The organism is Salinimicrobium xinjiangense DSM 19287 (assembly GCF_000423585.1).
Lineage (GTDB): Bacteria > Bacteroidota > Bacteroidia > Flavobacteriales > Flavobacteriaceae > Salinimicrobium > Salinimicrobium xinjiangense.
In genome coordinates, this window is record NZ_AUIG01000002.1 from 132,733 (window position 1) to 151,702 (window position 18,970).

The window sequence follows — 18,970 nt, forward strand, 5'->3', positions numbered from 1 at the left end:
TAAAAATTATAAATGGAATTACTCATTTTATACGCCGTACTGGCAATTTTTTTCTCCTTCATGTGCTCCATTCTGGAGGCGGCTTTTCTCAGTTTCACCCCATCCTTTTTGAAGATCAAACTAAGGGAAGGAAAAAGCTACGCCCACACTCTTACCAGATTTAAACAGGATGTGGACAAGCCCCTAATAGCAATTCTTACCATCAATACAATTGCTCACACTGTGGGCGCGATCCTTGTAGGTGTACAGGCAGAAAAAGTTTACGGAGACGGTGGAAATGCGGTGGGAATAGTATCGGCAATAATGACTCTGGCCATTTTAATTGTTTCTGAAATCATTCCAAAGACCATTGGCGCCACCTACTGGAAAAATCTGGGAAATTTCACTGCTAAATCCCTTAAAGCCTTTGTTATTCCGCTGAAGTATACCGGAATTCTTTACCTCATGATGCTCACCACTAAACTAATAGGAAAATCGGCTCACGTGAGCTCGATGAGCAGGGAAGAATTCATTGCTATAACCGATGTTGCTGAAGAAGAAGGAGTTTTTGAAGAACAGGAGACGACGGTGATCAAGAACATGCTGATCTTCAAAAGGGTAAAGGCGAAGGACGTAATGACACCATTTTCTGTCGCCGTGACCGAAGATGAAAATACCACCATTGAAAAATTCCACAGTGAACATCGCAATCTTAAGTTTTCCCGCATTCCGGTATATAACAAGCGGCAGAATAATATCACCGGATTTGTTTTAAAAGATGACATCCTCGAGGAAATGCTTGACGAGAAAGGTAAAGAACCATTGAGCGTTTTAAAAAGAGATATTCCCATTACCTCTGAAGATACTCCCATTCCAAAATTATTTGACCGGTTCATACAGGAAAGAACCCACCTCGCTATGGTTGTAGATGATTACGGGAATACCATTGGCCTGGTCACTATGGAAGACATTATTGAAACTCTAATGGGGCTGGAGATCATGGATGAAAGTGACAATGTAGAGGACATGCAGGTGCTGGCGCGTCAAAACTGGGAGAAAAGAGCAAAAAAATTAGGACTTTTAAAGCAGGATCAGGACGGAGAAAAAAATGAAGAGTAAAGCTTTCCTAAAAACACCTCTTGGATATGCCCTTTTAGAAGGGGATGCTGCCGGAATTTCCAGGTTTATTCTTACTGATGAAGATAATTTGCCGAACACTACTCCTGCCCCCGAATTTACAGAAGCCGTAAGTCAGCTAGAGGAATACTTTGTGGGACAGCGAAAGGAATTCGACCTGCAGCTGAATCCGCAGGGAACAGAATTTCAAAAGAGGGTATGGCAGGCGCTACAGGACATCCCATATGGGAAAACCACATCTTACATGGAGCTGTCAAAACAATTAGGTGATCCACTGGCTATTCGTGCCGTAGCCGCGGCAAACGGAAAAAATCCGCTTTGGATCCTTATCCCCTGCCATAGAGTAATTGGCAGCGACGGATCCTTAACCGGATATGCCGGCGGACTCTGGAGGAAAAAATGGTTGCTGGAGCACGAACAGCAGGAAAAACAACAAAGCCTGTTCTAATGAGAGGTCTCAAAAAAGCCATTTTAGGCATGCTTCTTTTTCTGGCTTTCGCGGTGATGCTGATCTATCTGTTCAATTTTGATTATATTTTTAAAGGAATCAGAACCACCTATTTGCAGGGTTACACCACGGCTCACATTGATGATCATGTGAATTTCGCCAACCGCAAAATTGAAGCAGGAAACCATCAAGCCTGGCCAAATCACTCGGAGTTTAACCAGTACGAACTAACACCGGCCCTGCAGGAAAAAAATGAAAAGGCCGGGACTATTGCTTTCCTCATCATCAAAAATGACAGTATCTGGTATGAGTCCTATGATGAAGATTACGGACCCGATTCGCATACAAATTCGTTTTCCATGGCCAAAAGCATTACTGCAGCACTACTGGGAAAAGCCATTTTTGACGGGTATGTAAAAAGTCTGGATCAACCGGTGGCCGATTTCTTTCCGCAGTTTGATAAGCGACTTACCTTGAGGCATCTGGTTTCCATGTCTTCGGGATTGGACTGGAATGAAAATTATTATAATCCCTTCGGCATGACCGCCAGAGCTTATTTGGGTGAAAATATTCGCGACCTCGTGCTGGATCTTAAGGTTGTGGAAACACCGGGAGAGGAATTTGAGTATCTCAGCGGGAATACGCAATTACTGGGAATGGTGCTGGAAAAAGCTACAAGAATGAAACTTTCAGATTACCTGAGCCAAAGCTTCTGGAAACCTTTGGGAATGGAAAATGATGCGTTGTGGCAGCTGGATAGCGAGGAAAGCGGTATGGAGAAAGTCTATTGCTGCATCGCCTCCAATGCCCGCGATTTTGCCCGTTTTGGTAAACTTTACAACAACTATGGAAAATGGACCGGAAAACAGGTGCTGGATTCGGCTTATATAGCAGAATCCATTCGGCCGCAGTTCGAAGATTATCCGCATTACGGCCTCGGAATCTGGCTTCAGGAATTTATGGGGCAGGAAGTATTTTACTTCCGAGGAATTCTGGGGCAGTATGTAATTGTGCTTCCGCAGAAAGATGTAATTATAGTTCGGCTTGGAAAGGAAGGAGGCAAAGTTCCCGATGATAAGGAACACCCGAATGATTTTTATTTCTATCTTGAGGAGGTGTTAAAAATGCTTCCGCAGGATGATAAAAAAGATTGCCTTAAAGAATCTGCTGTTTCTCGATATTGAAACAGTTCCGGAAAATGCTGAATTCAGCGAACTATCAGAAGAGAAACAAAAGCTTTGGGAGGCTAAATCCCAATATCAGCGAAAGGAAGATTTCACCGCCGCAGAATTTTATGATCGCGCGGGAATCTGGGCAGAATTTGGTAAGATCGTCTGCATCTCTGTAGGCCATTTTGCTTATCAGGGTGAAAAAAGAAGCTTTAGAACCACCTCGTTCCATGGGGAGGAAAGTAAGCTGCTGCTGGAATTCAGGAATTTACTTGACACGCATTTTGGAAGACCTCAGCACCTGCTTTGCGCTCATAACGGGAAGGAATTTGATTTTCCATACATCGCCAGGCGCATGCTCATCCACAGCATTGAATTGCCTAATAAACTTAATCTTTTTGGTAAAAAGCCCTGGGAAGTACCTCATCTTGACACCCTGGAGCTTTGGAAATTTGGTGACTACAAACACTATACTTCTTTAAAACTTCTTTGTAACGTCCTGGGAATACCTTCTCCTAAAGAAGATATTGACGGCAGTGAAGTTCGCAATGTTTTCTATAATGAGGATGACCTGGATCGTATTGTCCGGTATTGTGAGAGAGATGTGGTTGCCATTGCACAGGTAATTCTCCGGCTTCGGCAGGAGCCTCTTTTGGAAGAAGATGAGATGCTTTCTGTTTAGTTTTCCTTAAGGAATTGTTATTTATCCTGCTGCTTTTCAAAGTTTTAGTATCTTTAAGAAAGAGTTTCAAAAATGTCATTTTTGAAGCCGCTTATTTATTGTTTAATCTAAACGACCAGGTATGTATTTGTATGTAGAACAGTGGAATGTAACTAAAGCTTGGATGGATCTTTCAAAAGAAGATCGGCGGGCTTATATGAACAAAGTTAATGATGCTATTACACAAATGAGTCGTGACGGACTTGAAAATGTGGGATGGGCAATGAACGATGAACACACTCCATACAGAAGTGATTACAGGTATATGGCGGTTTGGAAATTACCGAATCTTGAAGCGGTTGAAAGCCTGGAAAAAGGAATTGAAGAAGCAGGTTGGCATAAATATTTTTCACAGGTGAATTCCCGCGGAAAGATATTACCACTACATGAAGCCATCGACTTCCTGGTAAATCTTGAGAAGCATTCGACTTCTATTTTGGAATAATTTTACTGAACCGCTGAAAGGGGTAGGTTTTATCCACCCCTTTCGGCGGCTTAGGGCCCCGAAAGCGGGTTCCTGTGGAATCAACCGCTTTCAGGGTTAAGAACCGCTGAAAGGTTAACTCCTGGTTCTTATATCGCCATCTCTGGAATTTCTCCTTCTACGATTAGGGTTCCTTCTGTTGCTTCTTTGATCTCTTCCACGCTTACTCCCGGAGCTCTTTCCAGTAATTTGAAACCTTTATCGGTTACTTCCAGTACCGCAAGGTTGGTTACAATTTTTGTCACGCAACCTACTCCTGTTAAAGGTAGAGAACATTTTTTAAGCAGCTTTGATTCCCCTTCGCGGTTGGTGTGCATCATGGCTACAATAATATTTTCTGCGCTGGCTACAAGGTCCATGGCGCCTCCCATTCCCTTTACCATCTTTCCGGGAATTTTCCAGTTGGCGATGTCGCCGTTCTCGGCTACTTCCATAGCTCCCAAAATGGTCAGATCTACATGCTGCCCCCTTATCATTCCAAAGCTCATAGCCGAATCGAAATAACTGGCTCCCGGTAAAGCTGTGATGGTCTGTTTTCCGGCGTTTATAAGATCGGGGTCTTCCTCTCCTTCAAAAGGAAATGGTCCCATTCCGAGAATTCCGTTTTCACTCTGGAATTCAACTTCTATATCGTCGCGGACAAAATTTGCCACCAGAGTCGGTATCCCTATTCCTAGGTTGACATAGTAGCCATCCTTTACTTCCTGTGCGATTCGTTTTGCGATTCCGTTTTTATCTAACATTTTAATGATTTGAAGATTTAGCCCCCAAAAACCCAAAGGGGGCTTTACAGAGTTTCCTTTTGTCTTACTGTTCGTTGCTCTATTCTTTTCTCGTAGTTCTTCCCTTGAAAAATCCTTTGAACAAAGATGCCGGGAATGTGGATCTGGTTCGGGTCGAGTTCACCCGGTTCTACCAGTTCCTCCACTTCGGCTACCGTAATTGTTGCAGCACCACACATCACCGGATTAAAATTTCTTGCTGTGCCTTTAAAAATGAGATTTCCGGCTTTGTCTCCTTTCCAGGCTTTGACGAAAGCAAAATCGGCTTTGTAGGCTTCTTCAAGCACATACATCTTACCGTTGAACTCGCGGGTTTCTTTTCCCATTGCCACCTCAGTACCGTAACCTGCCGGGGTGTAAATGGCAGGGAAGCCCTGTTGAGCTGCCTGGCATTTAGCTGCAAGTGTACCCTGAGGAGTTAGTTCGACCTCAAGTTCACCACTTAGCATTTGCCGCTCAAATTCGGCATTCTCTCCTACGTAGGAGGAAACCATTTTATCGATCTGTTTCTTTTGTAGAAGTAAGCCTAGTCCGAAATCATCTACTCCGGCGTTATTTGAGATGCAGGTAAGATTTTTAAGATTGAGGCGCACAAGCTCAGAAATAGCATTTTCGGGAATTCCGCTTAATCCGAAGCCGCCGAGCATAAAGGTCATGCCATCATGAGCCCCTTCAAGTGCTTCAGAAACATTCCGTACAGTTTTATTGATCATTGTTGATGGTTTTATTCCGAAAAATACAAAAAAATAAAGGCCTTTTGCAATGCAAAAGGCCTTCTAATATTAATTTCGGAATTAAACCGGAAGATATTAAAAATCCAATTCGTCGGGCAGACTGTCCTCATCGTCTATTCCACTCCTGCCATAGGTGCTGCAATCGGTTTGAATAGTAACGACTTCAGGCTTTGGAAAAGCGCCTTTAGCAACATTCAACTGCGAATCTGCATACACTTTTTTCATGTATATCCCCCAAATAGGTAGTGCCATAGTAGCTCCCTGTCCATAGGTGATACCGGGAAAATGAACCGCACGGTCTTCGGCGCCTACCCATACTCCCGTGGTAAGATTAGGCACCATCCCAATAAACCAGCCGTCACTTTGGTTCTGAGTAGTTCCTGTTTTTCCGGCGATGGGAATTTCATTCCGATCAAAATCATAAGGGTATCCTGTTACGGCACGCTTATAATGATCGGCATTTACTGCCCAGTTTCCGCGCAAGCGTTGTCCGGATCCATACTGCGTTACCCCTTCAAGTAGATTTACCGTCACGTATGCAGCTTCTTTGCTAAGCACATCCCGGGTTTCGGGCACATGCTGATAAAGAATAGTTCCATTCTTGTCTTCTATCCTGGTCACAATTACCGGTTTCACATAAACCCCTTCATTGACAAAAGTACTATAGGCGGAAACCATTTCAAATACACTAAGATCTGCCGTACCCAAAGCAATTGAAGGTACTTCAGGTATGTTCCTAGTGTCTACTCCAAGTTTATCAATAAGATCTATTACGGGTTTAGGTCCTGTACGATCAATAAGGCGCGCAGTAACTGTATTGACAGATTCTGCCAGTCCTCTTTTAAGACTGATCATTCCTGAATATTCCCCGTCACTGTTCTTGGGAGTCCAGTCATTTTGGTTTCCGTGTTTACCCGCTTCAATTGTATGAAGGCTTCTGGGAAGCGTATCACATGGTGAAAGATGCAACTGGTCTATAGCTGTTGCATACACAAATGGTTTAAAAGTAGAACCTACCTGCCTCTTTGCCTGTTTAACATGGTCGTATTTGAAGTGTTTAAAATTTGTCCCTCCTACCCAGGCTTTTACTTCTCCCGTTTGAGGAGTCATAGACATCATTCCTGCCTGTAAAAAGGATTTATAATATACTATCGAGTCCCTTGGGGTCATTATGGTGTCCTTGTTCCCCTGCCAGGTAAAAACCTGCATCCGGGTCTTGGTATTAAAGGATTCTGCAATCTCCTCATTGGAAAGTCCCTTTTCCTTTAAAATTCTCCAGCGATCACTACGGCGCATAGCATCATTTATTAGCTTAGTGCGTTCTTCAAGAGAAATATCCCTGAAAGGAGCCGTTTTATTATTTCTATTTTGCCTGTCGAATTCCTTTTGAATATGAGACAAATGCATTTCTACCGCCTCCTCGGCGTACTTTTGCATACGGCTGTCGATACTGGTGTAGATCTTTAATCCGTCGCGGTAAATGTTGTATTTATCACCGTCTGGTTTAGGATTCTTTTCAATCCAGTCCTTCATGAATCCCTGAAGATAAACTCTGAAATATGTTGCAATTCCCTCATCATGGCCCTGTGGAGTGAAAGTGATTTCCATTGGTATTTGCTGAAGAGAATCTTTTTCTTCTTCAGTTATATAATCATTCTTAGCCATTTGCCCCAGAACAGTATTTCTTCTCTGCTCTACCAACTCCGGTCGCCGCACGGGATTATAATATGCTGAATTCACTAGCATTCCCACCAGCACAGCAGATTCTTCAGGTTTGAGATCTTTAGGTTCTTTATCGAAATAAATTTTTGCGGCAGATCGTATACCTACCGCCTGGTAAATGAAATCATACTTGTTAAAGTACATGGTTATGATCTCCTCCTTAGTGTACTGCCGTTCAAGTCTTGTGGCGATGATCCACTCTTTGAATTTTTGCATTACCCTTCCAACAAAACTCTGTGAAACATCCTGTGTGAAAAGTTGTTTTGCAAGCTGTTGAGAGATGGTACTTGCACCTCCTCTTTCTCCCAGGTACACAGCGGCACGTATGGTGCCCCGGGCGTCAATTCCCGAATGTTCGTAGAAACGTTCATCCTCGGTAGCTACAAGAGCGTCTACAAGATGTTGAGGCAGATCCTCATACTTTACCGGAGTACGGTTTTCATTGTAATATTTTCCTAGGGTCTCACCATCTGAAGAAAAGATCTCTGTCGCCAGGTTGGTTTCAGGATTTTCCAATTCTTCAAAGGTAGGCATGGTTCCAAAAACGCCCCAACTTGCCAATAAAAAAAGGAGAACAATTGCCGATATTCCTATTGCAAATATGGTCCAGAACCAGGACTTATAGCGGCTATATTCTTTTCTTTTAGCCGCTTCTTTATTTGCTTTTCCAGATGTTTTTGCCATCTACTATTCTTGTTGTTTAATGTCTTCTATTCTAAAACCTACTTCGGTGATACCATCAAGGTTTTCAATGCCTTTGATACTGTCCCGCTTTCTCATAGCCTGTTGAATGGTAACAGTATATTCCCCTGCTTCGGTAAATCTGATATTTTCCTTATACCAGAGCTTGCTTTCCTTTACATCACCAAAGCCCGTGCCAAGCCATTCTCCGGAAGGCGCAGCCATCTCATACTGAAGGGTATCGCTAATCACTTTGCCGTGAGGAAAGTTGAGTTCTGTGATCAAATAAAGGTTACTGAAGTTATAATCTGAATTGTTCCTTAAGTTGATAAACAAATTATAATTGTTAACCGTATCTGGTGCTTCAAAATTAAATTTCACCAGTGAATCCCTGTGCCATTCTCCGGGGACTGATTTATAATCATCAAAAACCCGGGTTTCGTCACATGATGCAAAAAATAAAAGTCCCAAAAAGAGGAATAAAACAGCTCCTTTAGTCATTCTTTTGAGGTCTTTTCTTTTTGCGTTTGTTCTTGCGTTTCTTCTTGCCTGTGGTTCCCTGTTTATCAAAACGGGTAAGACTATCCTGTCCAACCACATCCTGGTAATCTTTCTTTGTTTCCTGCTGTAATTCTACGGCATATTCTTCAAGACTGTTAACGGGCTCCTTCTTAGAGTTCGCTGTAATGATCTTGTTAGCCTGCTCCACCGTCAAGGTATGCCAGTTGCTCCAGTCGCCTTCATATGCGTACCACAATAATCCCTTGAAAATGTCGATTTTCTGGCAGACTGCTGTACCTTTTTTAGTATGTAATTTGACTTCTGACTTCGGAAAATCCTTCAGAGCGTCGAGGTAAGTGTCCAGTTCATAATTAAGACAGCATTTTAATTTTCCGCACTGTCCTGCAAGCTTCTGAGGATTCAGGGAAAGCTGCTGATATCTTGCTGCGGAAGTATTCACGCTTCTAAAGTCGGTCAACCAGGTTGAACAGCATAATTCCCTTCCGCAGGAACCAATTCCTCCAAGACGGGAGGCTTCCTGCCTGAAGCCAATTTGCCGCATTTCAATGCGCGTGTTGAATTCTCTGGCGAATTCTTTGATAAGCTGGCGAAAATCAACTCTTTCTTCTGCAGTATAGTAGAAAGTTGCTTTTGAAGCATCACCCTGAAATTCAATATCACTAATCTTCATTTGAAGATTTAGCCTTATTGCAATCTCCCTGGCACGTACTTTCATTTTTTCCTCACGGTCACGAGCTTCCTGCCAGATATCAATATCACGCTGGGTAGCTTTCCGGTAGATCTTGAGTACTTCAGCACTATCCTGGCGCACCTTTTTCTTTTTCATTTGAACGCGCACCAGTTCTCCCGCAAGAGAAATCACCCCAACATCATGGCCGGGAGCAGCTTCTGTGGCTACAACATCTCCTATACTAAGACTAAGATTTTCTGTGTTTTTGAAAAATTGTTTCCGCCCGTTCTTAAAACGAACCTCTACTATATTGAATGGCTCCATTCCCTGAGGAAGCTCCATATTTGATAACCAGTCGAAAACGGTGAGTTTGTTACAACCGTCGGTCCCACAGGTTCCGTTATTCTTACATCCTTTTGGCTGACCGTCCTTGCCGGTAGCACAACTACTACATCCCATATTTTATATATTGAAATTCTGGGAACAGAAAATCCTGCTCCCGAATTGTGTCTTAATTAAAAACTATTGAGGTAAATATACCATTATTTATGGAACGCACTCTTGAGAAACTAATTGTCAGTTTTTGTATTTAAGTACTTCAGATCTTCCTTTTTTAAAGATCTTATTGCTATTGCCTTTACCTTTTCGCAATGCTTTTTGCTCTTCGTATGGCAGCGCTGCAATGTCCTTACATTCGGCTGAACAACATGTATTCATTTTTTCTGAACATTCCTCACACTGAATAAACAACAGGTGACAGGCTTCATTTGCACAGTTCACATGAGTGTCGCAAGGTTTGCCGCACTGGTGGCAGTTCGAGACAATATCCTCACTTATGCGCTCTCCCCTTCTATGGTCAAAAACAAAATTTTTCCCCAGAAATTTATTTTCCAGTTTCAGGTTTTGCACCTGTCGGGCATACTCAATGATCCCTCCTTCCAGTTGATATACTCTCTTAAAGCCTTTGTGTTTGTAATAGGCGCTGGCTTTTTCACAGCGAATTCCCCCGGTGCAGTACATCACAAGATTCTTGTCCTCTTTGTGATCTTTTATGTCTTCTTCAATAATGTCAAGACTGTCTCTAAAGGTGTCTACATCTGGAGTCATCGCTCCCTGGAAATGGCCAATCTCGCTCTCGTAATGATTCCTCATGTCCACCAGGATCGTATTTGGATCATCAATAAGCTCATTAAAGGTCTTTGCATCAACATGTACACCTTTATTGGTCACATCAAAAGTCTCATCGTTAAGACCGTCGGCAAGAATTTTATCCCTAACCTTAATCTTTAGCTTCAGGAAAGATTTAATATCGTGTTCTATGGCGATGTTAAGGCGTACGTTCTCCAGAAAATAGATTCCGTCGAGGAATTCTTTGAACTTTCCGAAGTTTTTGGCAGGAACAGAGAGTTGAGCATTAATACCTTCGTGAGCTACATAGATCCTCCCCAGGACTTCCATTTGGTCCCAGGCAATAAAGAGATGATTTCGGAAAAGTTCCGGATTTCCAATTTTGGCATATTGATAGAAAGAGAGCGTTAACCGGTCTTCCCCGGCCTCCTCAAGTAATGCTTCCCTTTCTTTAGCGCTTAATTTATTGTACAGTTGCATGCTATACTAATCATTTAAGGTTAAAGAATTTTGCGCAAAGATAAGGGATTAAATGAAAAAATGCCCGGATGTGATATCGGGGCATTTTTTTTCGAACGGCTAATTCGTTATTAATACTTTTAATTCTTCAACTAAAAATAAGAATAACCTTAGCCGCCGTCCATTCGGCAGTTGCAGTTTAGGTTAACCACTGCAGAACTGCCGGAAATATTTAAAATAATAGTTCTTTTTAAAAACTTCATAAAAGTTTATAGTTGGTTTACCTAATAGATGCGCAAAAGCATGAAAGGTTGCGTATTAATTTTATGCACAATTAAAAACTTATAGTATTTTAGCAGCACTATCATATAAAAAGAAGCCGAATTAAATGAGCAACGAGAAAGAAAGAGAAGCAAAATTAAAAGCCCTGAAACTCACCCTTGACAAAATGGATAAAACCTACGGAAAGGGGACCGTAATGAAGATGAGTGACCAGAGTGTTCTGGATGTGGATGTGATCCCGAGTGGATCTTTAGGTCTTGATCTGGCACTTGGAGTTGGAGGATATCCACGGGGAAGAGTGATTGAAATATACGGGCCCGAATCTTCAGGAAAAACCACTTTAACACTTCACGCTATAGCCGAAGCTCAAAAAGCAGGAGGAATTGCTGCATTTATTGATGCAGAACATGCGTTTGACCGTTTTTACGCCGAAAAACTTGGTATTGATCTGGAAAACCTAATTATATCCCAGCCGGACAATGGAGAGCAGGCACTGGAAATAACAGACAACCTTATTCGTTCGGGAGCTATTGATATTATCGTAATCGATTCTGTTGCTGCTTTGACTCCAAAATCTGAGATTGAGGGTGAAATGGGGGATTCAAAAATGGGATTACACGCCCGGCTTATGTCTCAGGCACTGCGAAAGTTAACAGCTTCTATAAGCAAAACTCATTGTACCGTCATCTTCATTAATCAGTTGAGAGAGAAGATTGGGGTGATGTTCGGTAATCCTGAAACCACAACCGGTGGTAACGCGCTTAAGTTCTATGCTTCTATTAGACTGGACATTCGTCGTTCTACACAAATTAAGGACAGCAACAGTGAAGTGCAGGGGAATAAGACCAGAGTTAAAGTTGTAAAGAACAAGGTTGCTCCTCCTTTTAAGACTGCCGAATTTGATATCATGTATGGGGAAGGAGTTTCTAAAATAGGTGAGATCATTGATATAGGCGTGGATTACGAGATCATCAAGAAAAGTGGGTCGTGGTTTAGTTATGAAGACACAAAACTAGGACAGGGTCGTGATGCAGTGAAGATGCTGCTCAAGGATAATCCAGATCTTATGGAAGAGCTCGAAACAAAAATTGTGGCCGCAATGAAGGTCGCAAAAGCATAAAATTTTATTAAAATCCCGGAAATCTCCGGGATTTTTTCTTTTTGGGCGCAACCAATCACCACTTTCTGCATCTCTTAATTAAAGACCCCAACTACCAATGCAGTTATGGAAGAACGATGCCTGTTTTTTATATCCACAACCTACTGTGGCAGCAGCATTGGAAAAAGGGAAAATTTAAAGGCTAATTCCCCCGGAAGTTCGCGATCCTCTCATGGATCCCGAACTTCCTTTTTTTTTAAAGCCTTTACATTTCCCACTCAAAAAATGAATAATTTGCTGCAGCAGGAAATGCTTTTTGTTGCAGAACCAACTGAAATTCCTATATTTAGAATTCCGAAATGCCTTATCTGGCATGAGGATAGCAACAAAAAGGTGGTTTTCCTACCTCCATTTTTTAACAGCACTTAAATATTGGATATTGAGCATCAAACAACTCATACAAAAATGTAAAAAGCACGATATTAAAGCTCAGGAAGAGCTTTACAGGATGTTTGCGCACAAGTTATTTCCTGTATGTCTAAAATATTCTTCAACCTATCAACAGGCAGAAGACAACCTGCAGGACGCATTTTTAATGATTTTCAAAAGTATGCCTCAATATAAAAACAAAGGATCCTTTGAAGGCTGGATGAAAAGAATTGTCATTAATACAGCCCTTCAAAAGTACCGGAAACAAACTGTTTTTGAAATCATTAGAGAAGACCATTATAAAGAGCCGGAAATTGAGATTGACGAAGATGACGTATCTGTTGACTATCTACTGGGAATCATACAGCAACTGCCAGATCGCTACCGGCAGGTGTTCAATCTATATGTACTCGACGGGTTTTCTCACAGGGAAATTGCCGAGATCATGAATATTACTACCGGTACTTCCAAATCAAATCTTGCCAGGGCAAGAGTAATTTTAAAAGAAAAAATAGAGTCGGGTCTATATAAAAAAACTGCCAGGTCTGTATAATGAAAGAGAAGAAGTACATAGACAGGCTCTATCAGGAGAAGTTTCGGGAATTTGAAGCGGCTCCGAGAGATGCTGTATGGAAATCTATTGCAGAAAAGCTTCAGCAGGAAGAACAACGAAGACCGGTTATAGCTCCGCTATGGCCAAGACTTGCCGGAGTTGCTGCTATCCTGGCATTTCTGCTACTCATTGGAGAATGGATCCTGCCGGTGCAAAGAGGCACTTCTATAGTAAACCAGGATTCCGAAAGAACCACTACCCCACCTTCTGTTTCTCCTGCTAATACAAGATTGACGATAGTTCCGTCGGAAGTAGGGCAGAAATCAGAAATATCCATTAGTCTCAGTACAAATTCTATTTCGCAAATATCTGAAGAAGAAAGAACACCTGTTAAGATCGCTTCTCTCGAAACAGGTGTCAAAAATGTCATTTTTGATACCCCTTCTCCCATAGCAGGTACAAACCTTCAAAAGGAAGCAACCTCCACGACGCCTGAAGCCGGTAAGAAATCATTACTCGATGTAATAGCAGAAAACGAAGAAGTTGAAATTGCAGCCACTTCTCCCAAAACCAAATTTGAAGTTTCTACTCATGCAGCTCCCATTTACTATGGGAATTTGGGGAGAGGGAACTTTCTCGACCAAAGATTTAACAACAACAGCAGCGAAGGAGAGATCACTTATTCCTACGGAATTAATCTTGCTTATAATTTGAGTGATAAGATCAAGATACGTTCGGGTGTGAACAAGGTCAATATGAGTTATAACACCGGAGGCGTAGCATACCAGGCAGTAGCCGGGGTTTCCGGGGCTGCTCCCCTAAAGAATGTGTCTCTTGAATCTGGGACCACCGTTACAAATGGCGCCGGAGATAAAATGTCAGGAAGGCAACCTACAGGAGGAACCCTTCGGAATCCTGCCGGCTTCCTCACTCGCGGCAACCTGAACCAGAAAATGGGTTTTATAGAGGTGCCTCTGGAGCTGGAATACAACCTGTTTGCTCATAAGTTTGAGCTCAACCTTATTGGAGGTGCCAGTACGCTATTCCTCGATGAGAATCAGGTCTCACTGGAATCTACCGGTATCTCTGCCGAAGGAAGGGCAAACAATATCAACAGCGTAAGCTTTAGTACTAATATAGGTTTTGGACTTGATTATAATCTTTCCAATAAGTTTAAACTGAATCTGGAGCCAATGCTGAAATATCAGCTCAATACCTTCGATTCCTCAACCGAAAATGCGAAGCCGTATTACATTGGTGTTTATTCCGGTTTTAGCTATAAATTTTAGCTGAAGATTTCTCCTGAAGTTCCTGAAGAATTACTTCCCGTGTAGTTTCACGCAGTTCCTTTTTATTCTCCTGTGTCATCCCCGTTGTGGGAATGAACTCTTTGATCTTAACCCTCATCTTTCCGGGACTCCCTTTGGTGAAGATATATGGAAATCGTTTTTTGTTGTCATAAAATACGATAGGAACAATAGGGATCTGGTGATCAATGGCCAGACGAAAAGCTCCGTCTTTAAATGAGTCAAGAATCAGAGAAGTGTCCTCTGGCACGCCACCTTCAGGAAATATGCAGATGCTTGTACCATTGTTCAGTCTCCGCTGGGCACTTTCGAAAACTTCTTTCCGGCTGCGTTGATTTCCGCGGTCAACCAGTATACAGGTGCGTTTATAGAAGTATCCAAAAAGGGGAATTTTCACCAGTTCTTTTTTTCCGACGAAAACAAAGGGATTATTAACCACCGCCAGCATGAGCATGATGTCTGTCATAGAGCTGTGGTTAGCCACCAGCATATAACTTTCACCCTTTACCAGCTTCTGTTCTCTCCTAATCATTGGATAAAACCCCATGCCTGCCAGTATAAACATGGCCCACCAACGGGCAATCATGAAAAACTGCGGATAAAACTTTGTGCGGGAGGTAAACAATAATAAAAACGGGAAAAATACCAGAATGGGAATGGCCATTAAAATATAGAACCATATTCTCCACAAGACAACCAGGAAAGACCTAAGTATGCGCATATCGCCCAAAAGTAGTGAATTGAATTGAAGGTCTTCTGTAAAAAAGATACCTTTGTGCAAAAATACAGCAAGCTAATGTCCAGAATACTTACGGGAGTACAAAGCACCGGCACTCCGCATCTTGGGAATATTTTAGGAGCTATAATTCCGGCTATTGAAATGGCCAATGATCCTGAAAATGATTCCTTTTTATTTATAGCAAATTTACACACCCTAACCCAGATCAAGGATCCAAAAATACTAAGGGAAAACACCTTATCTACTGCAGCCACCTGGCTCGCCTTTGGTCTTGATATCAATAAAACCGTTTTTTACCGGCAAAGTGACATTCCACAAGTCACCGAATTGACCTGGTACCTCAACTGCTTTTTCCCGTACCAGAGACTTACTCTCGCACATTCTTTTAAGGACAAAGCCGACAGGTTAGAGGATGTGAACGCCGGACTTTTTGACTACCCGATCCTTATGGCTGCAGATATTCTGCTCTATGATGCAGAGATCGTACCGGTCGGGAAAGACCAGCTGCAGCATTTGGAAATGACACGTGATGTGGCATCCCGGTTCCATGCGAAGATGGGAGAAACCTTTGTTATGCCCGATGCTAAAGTATCTGAAGAAACCATGTATGTCCCCGGAACAGACGGAGAAAAAATGAGTAAGTCAAAGGGAAATATCGTCAACCTGTTTTTGCCGGACAAGCAGCTTCGGAAGCAGATCATGGCAATTCAAACAGACAGCACTCCTCTGGAAGATCCAAAAGACCCTGATACAGACAATGTTTTCAACATTTATAAACTAGTAGCGACTAAGGAGCAGACAGCAGAGATGCGCCAGAAATATGAAGCAGGAGGTTTTGGTTATGGCCATGCGAAACAGGCGCTTTATGAGCTGTTGATTACCAGGTTTGAAAAAGAAAGGGCACAGTACACTTTTTATATGGAAAACCCGGAAAAAGTTGAAGAAGCTCTTGCTTTTGGCGCAGAAAAAGCAAGAAAAGTGGCAAATAATGTACTTTCCAAAGTTCGTAAAAAATTAGGCTATTAAACAGCCTCAAAAAGTTTCCCAGGTAAAGGCCGCACAACACCCTTAAGCTCCATATTGAGTAAGAGGGTGGCGGCTTTGAATGTGGGTATACTGCAGTTGAGGGCAATAAGATCCAGTTGTTCCTTTCCTTTATCTTTTAGATAAGCGTACAACATTTCCTCTTCCTCTTCCAGTTCAATAAAAAGCTGTTTTTGAACCGGTTTCACTTCATTTGCAGGCTTCCAGTTCAGCATATAAATTAAATCGGCAGCAGAAGTGAGTACATGTGCCTGCTGGGATTTAATTAGCATATTACAGCCCCTGCTTTGAGAATCTGAAGGTCTTCCCGGCACTGCAAACACTTCCCGATTATAGGAATTAGCAATATCTGCAGTAACTAAAGATCCTCCTTTTTCGGCACTTTCTATTACTACCGTTGCTTCACTGAGACCTGCAATGATCCTGTTTCTTTTTAGAAAGTTATTGCGGTCAAAAACATCGGTGCTCCAGAAGTCGGTGAGGAAACCGCCGTTGTTTTCCACATCCTGCACATACTTTTGATGAACCCCGGGATAAATCTGGTTTAAACCGTGAGCGAGACAACCCACTGTTTGCAGACCATTTTTAATGGCGGCTCGCTGTGCTGTAATATCCACTCCGTAAGCGAATCCCGAAACCACGACAACATCCAACAATGCAAGATCCTCTACGAACTTTTCGCAAAAAGCAATTCCGTGCGTAGTGACATTTCGCGTACCTACTATGCTGAGGATCTTCTTGTTAACAAGATCCAGGTTTCCACGTTTGAAAAGCAGGATTGGCCCGTCCGGGCAATGCCTTAACTTTTCAGGATAATCAGCATCTAAATAGTAGAAGGTTTGAATATCATTTTGCCAAATAAATTCCAATTCCTGTTCGGCAGCTTTCAGGTTTTCAGAAGAAAATAGTTCATTGAGCTTATAGTTTCCAATCCCGTCAATCTTAAGAAGTGCAGATTTTTTTTCTTTAAAAACAGCCTCAGCAGAACCTGCATGACGTATTAGTTTTTTCGCCGAAGCATCCCCCAGATTAGGCACATGCTGAAGCGCCAAAACATACTGTAAATCAGATTCTTTCATCCTCAAAATAAAGCGGGAAAATTAGAATAAAAATTTGTTAATAAAATATGCTGATGCTGTTTTTTCCGAAAATAAAATATTTTACATTTGTTCATATGGCAGTAGCAACTTACATCCACGATCTTCTTTACAGGTATGAATGTGTCGTCCTTCCGGGATTTGGAGCTTTCATTACTCAACAACATTCAGCCCGCATTCATGAAACCACAAATGAATTTTATCCACCTAAAAAGTCGGTTTCTTTTAACCGGCAACTGGTGAAAAATGACGGTTTACTCGCGAATTATATCGCAGAGGTTGAAAAGGTAAGTTATGAGTCGGCAGTTGAAAAGATTGAGCAGTTTGTGCAGGATCTGGGGATTGTACTGGAGGAGAACAAGCTGATCAATTTTGAAAATATAGGTTCCTTCACCCTGACTGAAGACGATAAACTGCAATTTGAACCTGCCGCACAGACCAATTATTTAAAAGAAGCTTTCGGTTTAAGCCCATTCGCCTCTACTGTTATCAACAGGGAAGTATACAAAAAGCAAGCAGTGGAGCTTGAAGAAAAAGCTCCTGTTGCCTTTACTCCGGAGAGAAGATCCGGAGGTCGCTGGCTTAAATATGCTGCCGTTGGATTACTGGCCATCGGTTTAAGTGGTGCAGCGGGGATCAACATCTACAGCGTTCAGGTAAATGAACACAACCTGGCAGAACAGCAAAAAGCAGTGTCTAAGCTTGAAAGTCAGATCCAGCAGGCAACATTTGTAATTGACAATCCTCTTCCTGCAGTGACTCTTACAGTCTCAAAACAAACCGGAAATTACCACATTGTGGCCGGAGCCTTCAGAGAAGAAGAGAATGCTGCCAAGGCAGTTGAGGAATTAAAAGCAGAAGGATTTAAAGCCCGCCAGATTGGCGCTAACCGTTTTGGACTACATCAGGTGCTCTACAGCAGTCATGAATCGCGTAGAGACGCAATCAATGAGCTCTATCGTGTGAAAAGAATCAATCCAGGAGCCTGGTTGTTAGTTGAGGAACTGTAGGTTAAGAAATTCCAAGCACCAAATTCCAAATTCCAATCACTTTTCTGATCACTGATCACTGAACACTGATCACTAAACTGCCTACTGTCAACTTTTTTTAATAACCTCTTAAGCTTTTTTACAGCTAAGCAGCTTACCTTTGCCGAAAATTTAAAAGATGCAAGCCAGAACAGCCGAAGAATCCAAAACCGTAATGACAGATCTTGTTCTCCCAAGTGAGACCAATCCTTTAAATAACCTTTTTGGAGGGGAATTATTAGCGCGGATGGATCGTGCGGCCAGTATCGCAGCAAGGCGCCACAGCCGCAGGATCGTGGTTACGGCTTCGGTGAATCACGTGGCTTTTAATAAGGCGGTGCCATTGGGAAGTGTTGTAACTGTTGAAGCTAAGGTTTCAAGAGCTTTCAAATCTTCAATGGAGATCTATATAGATGTGTGGGTAGAAGACCGCGAAAGCGGGCAACGTTCTAAGGCCAATGAAGCTATTTATACTTTTGTGGCAGTAGACGAAACCGGAACTCCTGTGAGCATTCCGCCGCTGCAACCCGAGACTGAACTTGAGAAGCAGCGCTACGACGCGGCGCTTCGTCGTAAGCAATTAAGTCTTGTGCTTGCCGGAAAAATGAAACCGGCTGATGCTACAGAACTAAAGGCTTTGTTTGTGGATTCGTAGTTATTCTATAACTTAAGGTAAGGGAGATAGCTTTACAGGCGGCATGTTAATGCCGCTCCTACGGAGCCTGAAGTTCGAGTCTTCTTAAAATAAAAGTTCCG

19 protein-coding genes are annotated in these 18,970 nt (G+C 42.4%); 11 read left to right on the plus strand and 8 right to left on the minus strand.

From position 1 onward, the window contains the following. Positions 1-12: 12 nt before the first annotated feature. The 5 genes from G564_RS0102775 (at position 13) to G564_RS0102795 (ending at position 3,899) form a co-directional block, all read left to right on the plus strand. On the plus strand, positions 13-1,098 hold the full coding sequence (locus G564_RS0102775) for a CNNM domain-containing protein (protein WP_029036313.1): 1,086 nt from the start codon (positions 13-15) through the stop codon (positions 1,096-1,098). Then, a complete protein-coding gene (locus G564_RS0102780) occupies positions 1,088-1,564 on the plus strand; it encodes a methylated-DNA--[protein]-cysteine S-methyltransferase (protein ID WP_029036314.1) in 477 nt (158 codons plus the stop codon). The genes G564_RS0102775 and G564_RS0102780 overlap by 11 nt, the downstream gene beginning before the upstream one ends. Then, positions 1,564-2,748, plus strand: a complete 1,185-nt coding sequence (locus G564_RS18415) for a serine hydrolase domain-containing protein (protein ID WP_051205270.1) — start codon at positions 1,564-1,566, stop codon at positions 2,746-2,748. The genes G564_RS0102780 and G564_RS18415 overlap by 1 nt, the downstream gene beginning before the upstream one ends. Further along, complete coding sequence (locus G564_RS0102790) at positions 2,702-3,415, plus strand: 3'-5' exonuclease (protein ID WP_029036315.1); 714 nt, start codon at positions 2,702-2,704, stop codon at positions 3,413-3,415. The genes G564_RS18415 and G564_RS0102790 overlap by 47 nt, the downstream gene beginning before the upstream one ends. A 121-nt stretch (positions 3,416-3,536) precedes the next feature. Then, on the plus strand, positions 3,537-3,899 hold the full coding sequence (locus G564_RS0102795) for a DUF6616 family protein (protein ID WP_029036316.1): 363 nt from the start codon (positions 3,537-3,539) through the stop codon (positions 3,897-3,899). A gap of 128 nt (positions 3,900-4,027) precedes the next feature. Here G564_RS0102795 and G564_RS0102800 read toward each other — a convergent pair whose 3' ends face one another. The 6 genes from G564_RS0102800 to trhO all read right to left on the minus strand — a co-directional run bounded on the left by G564_RS0102800 (position 4,028) and on the right by trhO (position 10,657). Continuing rightward, on the minus strand, positions 4,028-4,681 hold the full coding sequence (locus G564_RS0102800; protein ID WP_029036317.1) for a CoA transferase subunit B: 654 nt from the start codon (positions 4,679-4,681) through the stop codon (positions 4,028-4,030). A gap of 44 nt (positions 4,682-4,725) precedes the next feature. Beyond that, a complete protein-coding gene (locus G564_RS0102805; protein ID WP_029036318.1) occupies positions 4,726-5,433 on the minus strand; it encodes a CoA transferase subunit A in 708 nt (235 codons plus the stop codon). Between the two features lie 96 nt (positions 5,434-5,529). After that, entirely contained in the window at positions 5,530-7,860 is a 2,331-nt protein-coding gene (locus tag G564_RS0102810; protein WP_029036319.1) for a penicillin-binding protein 1A, read from the minus strand. Between the two features lie 3 nt (positions 7,861-7,863). Next, on the minus strand, positions 7,864-8,358 hold the full coding sequence (locus G564_RS0102815) for a gliding motility lipoprotein GldH (protein ID WP_029036320.1): 495 nt from the start codon (positions 8,356-8,358) through the stop codon (positions 7,864-7,866). Further along, positions 8,351-9,508: a PSP1 domain-containing protein gene (locus tag G564_RS0102820; RefSeq protein WP_029036321.1), complete on the minus strand. Its 1,158-nt coding sequence runs from the start codon at positions 9,506-9,508 to the stop codon at positions 8,351-8,353. Before G564_RS0102820 ends, G564_RS0102815 begins: the two co-directional genes overlap by 8 nt. Positions 9,509-9,625: 117 nt before the next feature. Then, complete coding sequence (gene trhO / locus G564_RS0102825; RefSeq protein ID WP_029036322.1) at positions 9,626-10,657, minus strand: oxygen-dependent tRNA uridine(34) hydroxylase TrhO; 1,032 nt, start codon at positions 10,655-10,657, stop codon at positions 9,626-9,628. A gap of 367 nt (positions 10,658-11,024) precedes the next feature. On the opposite strand from trhO, the gene recA reads away from it, so the two are divergent. The 3 genes from recA to G564_RS0102845 all read left to right on the plus strand — a co-directional run bounded on the left by recA (position 11,025) and on the right by G564_RS0102845 (position 14,288). Then, complete coding sequence (recA, locus tag G564_RS0102830; RefSeq protein ID WP_029036323.1) at positions 11,025-12,038, plus strand: recombinase RecA; 1,014 nt, start codon at positions 11,025-11,027, stop codon at positions 12,036-12,038. Between the two features lie 418 nt (positions 12,039-12,456). Further along, on the plus strand, positions 12,457-12,999 hold the full coding sequence (locus G564_RS0102840; RefSeq protein ID WP_037373373.1) for an RNA polymerase sigma factor: 543 nt from the start codon (positions 12,457-12,459) through the stop codon (positions 12,997-12,999). Beyond that, positions 12,999-14,288: a hypothetical protein gene (locus G564_RS0102845; RefSeq protein WP_029036326.1), complete on the plus strand. Its 1,290-nt coding sequence runs from the start codon at positions 12,999-13,001 to the stop codon at positions 14,286-14,288. The genes G564_RS0102840 and G564_RS0102845 overlap by 1 nt, the downstream gene beginning before the upstream one ends. Here G564_RS0102845 and G564_RS0102850 read toward each other — a convergent pair. Beyond that, positions 14,272-15,027: a lysophospholipid acyltransferase family protein gene (locus G564_RS0102850; protein WP_029036327.1), complete on the minus strand. Its 756-nt coding sequence runs from the start codon at positions 15,025-15,027 to the stop codon at positions 14,272-14,274. The genes G564_RS0102845 and G564_RS0102850 overlap by 17 nt on opposite strands. A 75-nt stretch (positions 15,028-15,102) precedes the next feature. Between G564_RS0102850 and trpS the strand changes: the two genes are divergently transcribed. Then, positions 15,103-16,071, plus strand: a complete 969-nt coding sequence (gene trpS, locus G564_RS0102855; RefSeq protein WP_029036328.1) for a tryptophan--tRNA ligase — start codon at positions 15,103-15,105, stop codon at positions 16,069-16,071. Here trpS and dprA read toward each other — a convergent pair. Beyond that, the gene (gene dprA / locus G564_RS0102860; RefSeq protein ID WP_029036329.1) at positions 16,068-17,168 is read right to left on the minus strand and encodes a DNA-processing protein DprA; all 1,101 of its coding nucleotides are present in this window, start codon (positions 17,166-17,168) and stop codon (positions 16,068-16,070) included. The genes trpS and dprA overlap by 4 nt on opposite strands. A 95-nt stretch (positions 17,169-17,263) precedes the next feature. Here dprA and G564_RS0102865 point away from each other — a divergent pair, with 95 nt between their 5' ends. Both G564_RS0102865 and G564_RS0102870 read left to right on the plus strand, forming a co-directional pair. Continuing rightward, positions 17,264-18,196 (plus strand): HU domain-containing protein, encoded by a 933-nt coding sequence (locus G564_RS0102865; RefSeq protein ID WP_029036330.1) that lies wholly within the window; start codon positions 17,264-17,266, stop codon positions 18,194-18,196. Between the two features lie 157 nt (positions 18,197-18,353). Then, positions 18,354-18,869, plus strand: a complete 516-nt coding sequence (locus G564_RS0102870) for an acyl-CoA thioesterase (RefSeq protein ID WP_029036331.1) — start codon at positions 18,354-18,356, stop codon at positions 18,867-18,869. Positions 18,870-18,970: the final 101 nt, after the last annotated feature.

Bases quoted from the DNA above. Each gene is read 5' to 3' on its own strand.
- G564_RS0102775 (WP_029036313.1), top strand. From the start codon at position 13: ATGGAATTACTCATTTTATACGCCGTACTGGCAATTTTTTTCTCCTTC.
- G564_RS0102780 (WP_029036314.1), top strand. From the start codon at position 1,088: ATGAAGAGTAAAGCTTTCCTAAAAACACCTCTTGGATATGCCCTTTTA.
- G564_RS18415 (WP_051205270.1), top strand. From the start codon at position 1,564: ATGAGAGGTCTCAAAAAAGCCATTTTAGGCATGCTTCTTTTTCTGGCT.
- G564_RS0102790 (WP_029036315.1), top strand. From the start codon at position 2,702: ATGATAAAAAAGATTGCCTTAAAGAATCTGCTGTTTCTCGATATTGAA.
- G564_RS0102795 (WP_029036316.1), top strand. From the start codon at position 3,537: ATGTATTTGTATGTAGAACAGTGGAATGTAACTAAAGCTTGGATGGAT.
- G564_RS0102800 (WP_029036317.1), bottom strand. From the start codon at position 4,681: ATGTTAGATAAAAACGGAATCGCAAAACGAATCGCACAGGAAGTAAAG.
- G564_RS0102805 (WP_029036318.1), bottom strand. From the start codon at position 5,433: ATGATCAATAAAACTGTACGGAATGTTTCTGAAGCACTTGAAGGGGCT.
- G564_RS0102810 (WP_029036319.1), bottom strand. From the start codon at position 7,860: ATGGCAAAAACATCTGGAAAAGCAAATAAAGAAGCGGCTAAAAGAAAA.
- G564_RS0102815 (WP_029036320.1), bottom strand. From the start codon at position 8,358: ATGACTAAAGGAGCTGTTTTATTCCTCTTTTTGGGACTTTTATTTTTT.
- G564_RS0102820 (WP_029036321.1), bottom strand. From the start codon at position 9,508: ATGGGATGTAGTAGTTGTGCTACCGGCAAGGACGGTCAGCCAAAAGGA.
- trhO (WP_029036322.1), bottom strand. From the start codon at position 10,657: ATGCAACTGTACAATAAATTAAGCGCTAAAGAAAGGGAAGCATTACTT.
- recA (WP_029036323.1), top strand. From the start codon at position 11,025: ATGAGCAACGAGAAAGAAAGAGAAGCAAAATTAAAAGCCCTGAAACTC.
- G564_RS0102845 (WP_029036326.1), top strand. From the start codon at position 12,999: ATGAAAGAGAAGAAGTACATAGACAGGCTCTATCAGGAGAAGTTTCGG.
- G564_RS0102850 (WP_029036327.1), bottom strand. From the start codon at position 15,027: ATGCGCATACTTAGGTCTTTCCTGGTTGTCTTGTGGAGAATATGGTTC.
- trpS (WP_029036328.1), top strand. From the start codon at position 15,103: ATGTCCAGAATACTTACGGGAGTACAAAGCACCGGCACTCCGCATCTT.
- dprA (WP_029036329.1), bottom strand. From the start codon at position 17,168: ATGAAAGAATCTGATTTACAGTATGTTTTGGCGCTTCAGCATGTGCCT.
- G564_RS0102865 (WP_029036330.1), top strand. From the start codon at position 17,264: ATGGCAGTAGCAACTTACATCCACGATCTTCTTTACAGGTATGAATGT.
- G564_RS0102870 (WP_029036331.1), top strand. From the start codon at position 18,354: ATGCAAGCCAGAACAGCCGAAGAATCCAAAACCGTAATGACAGATCTT.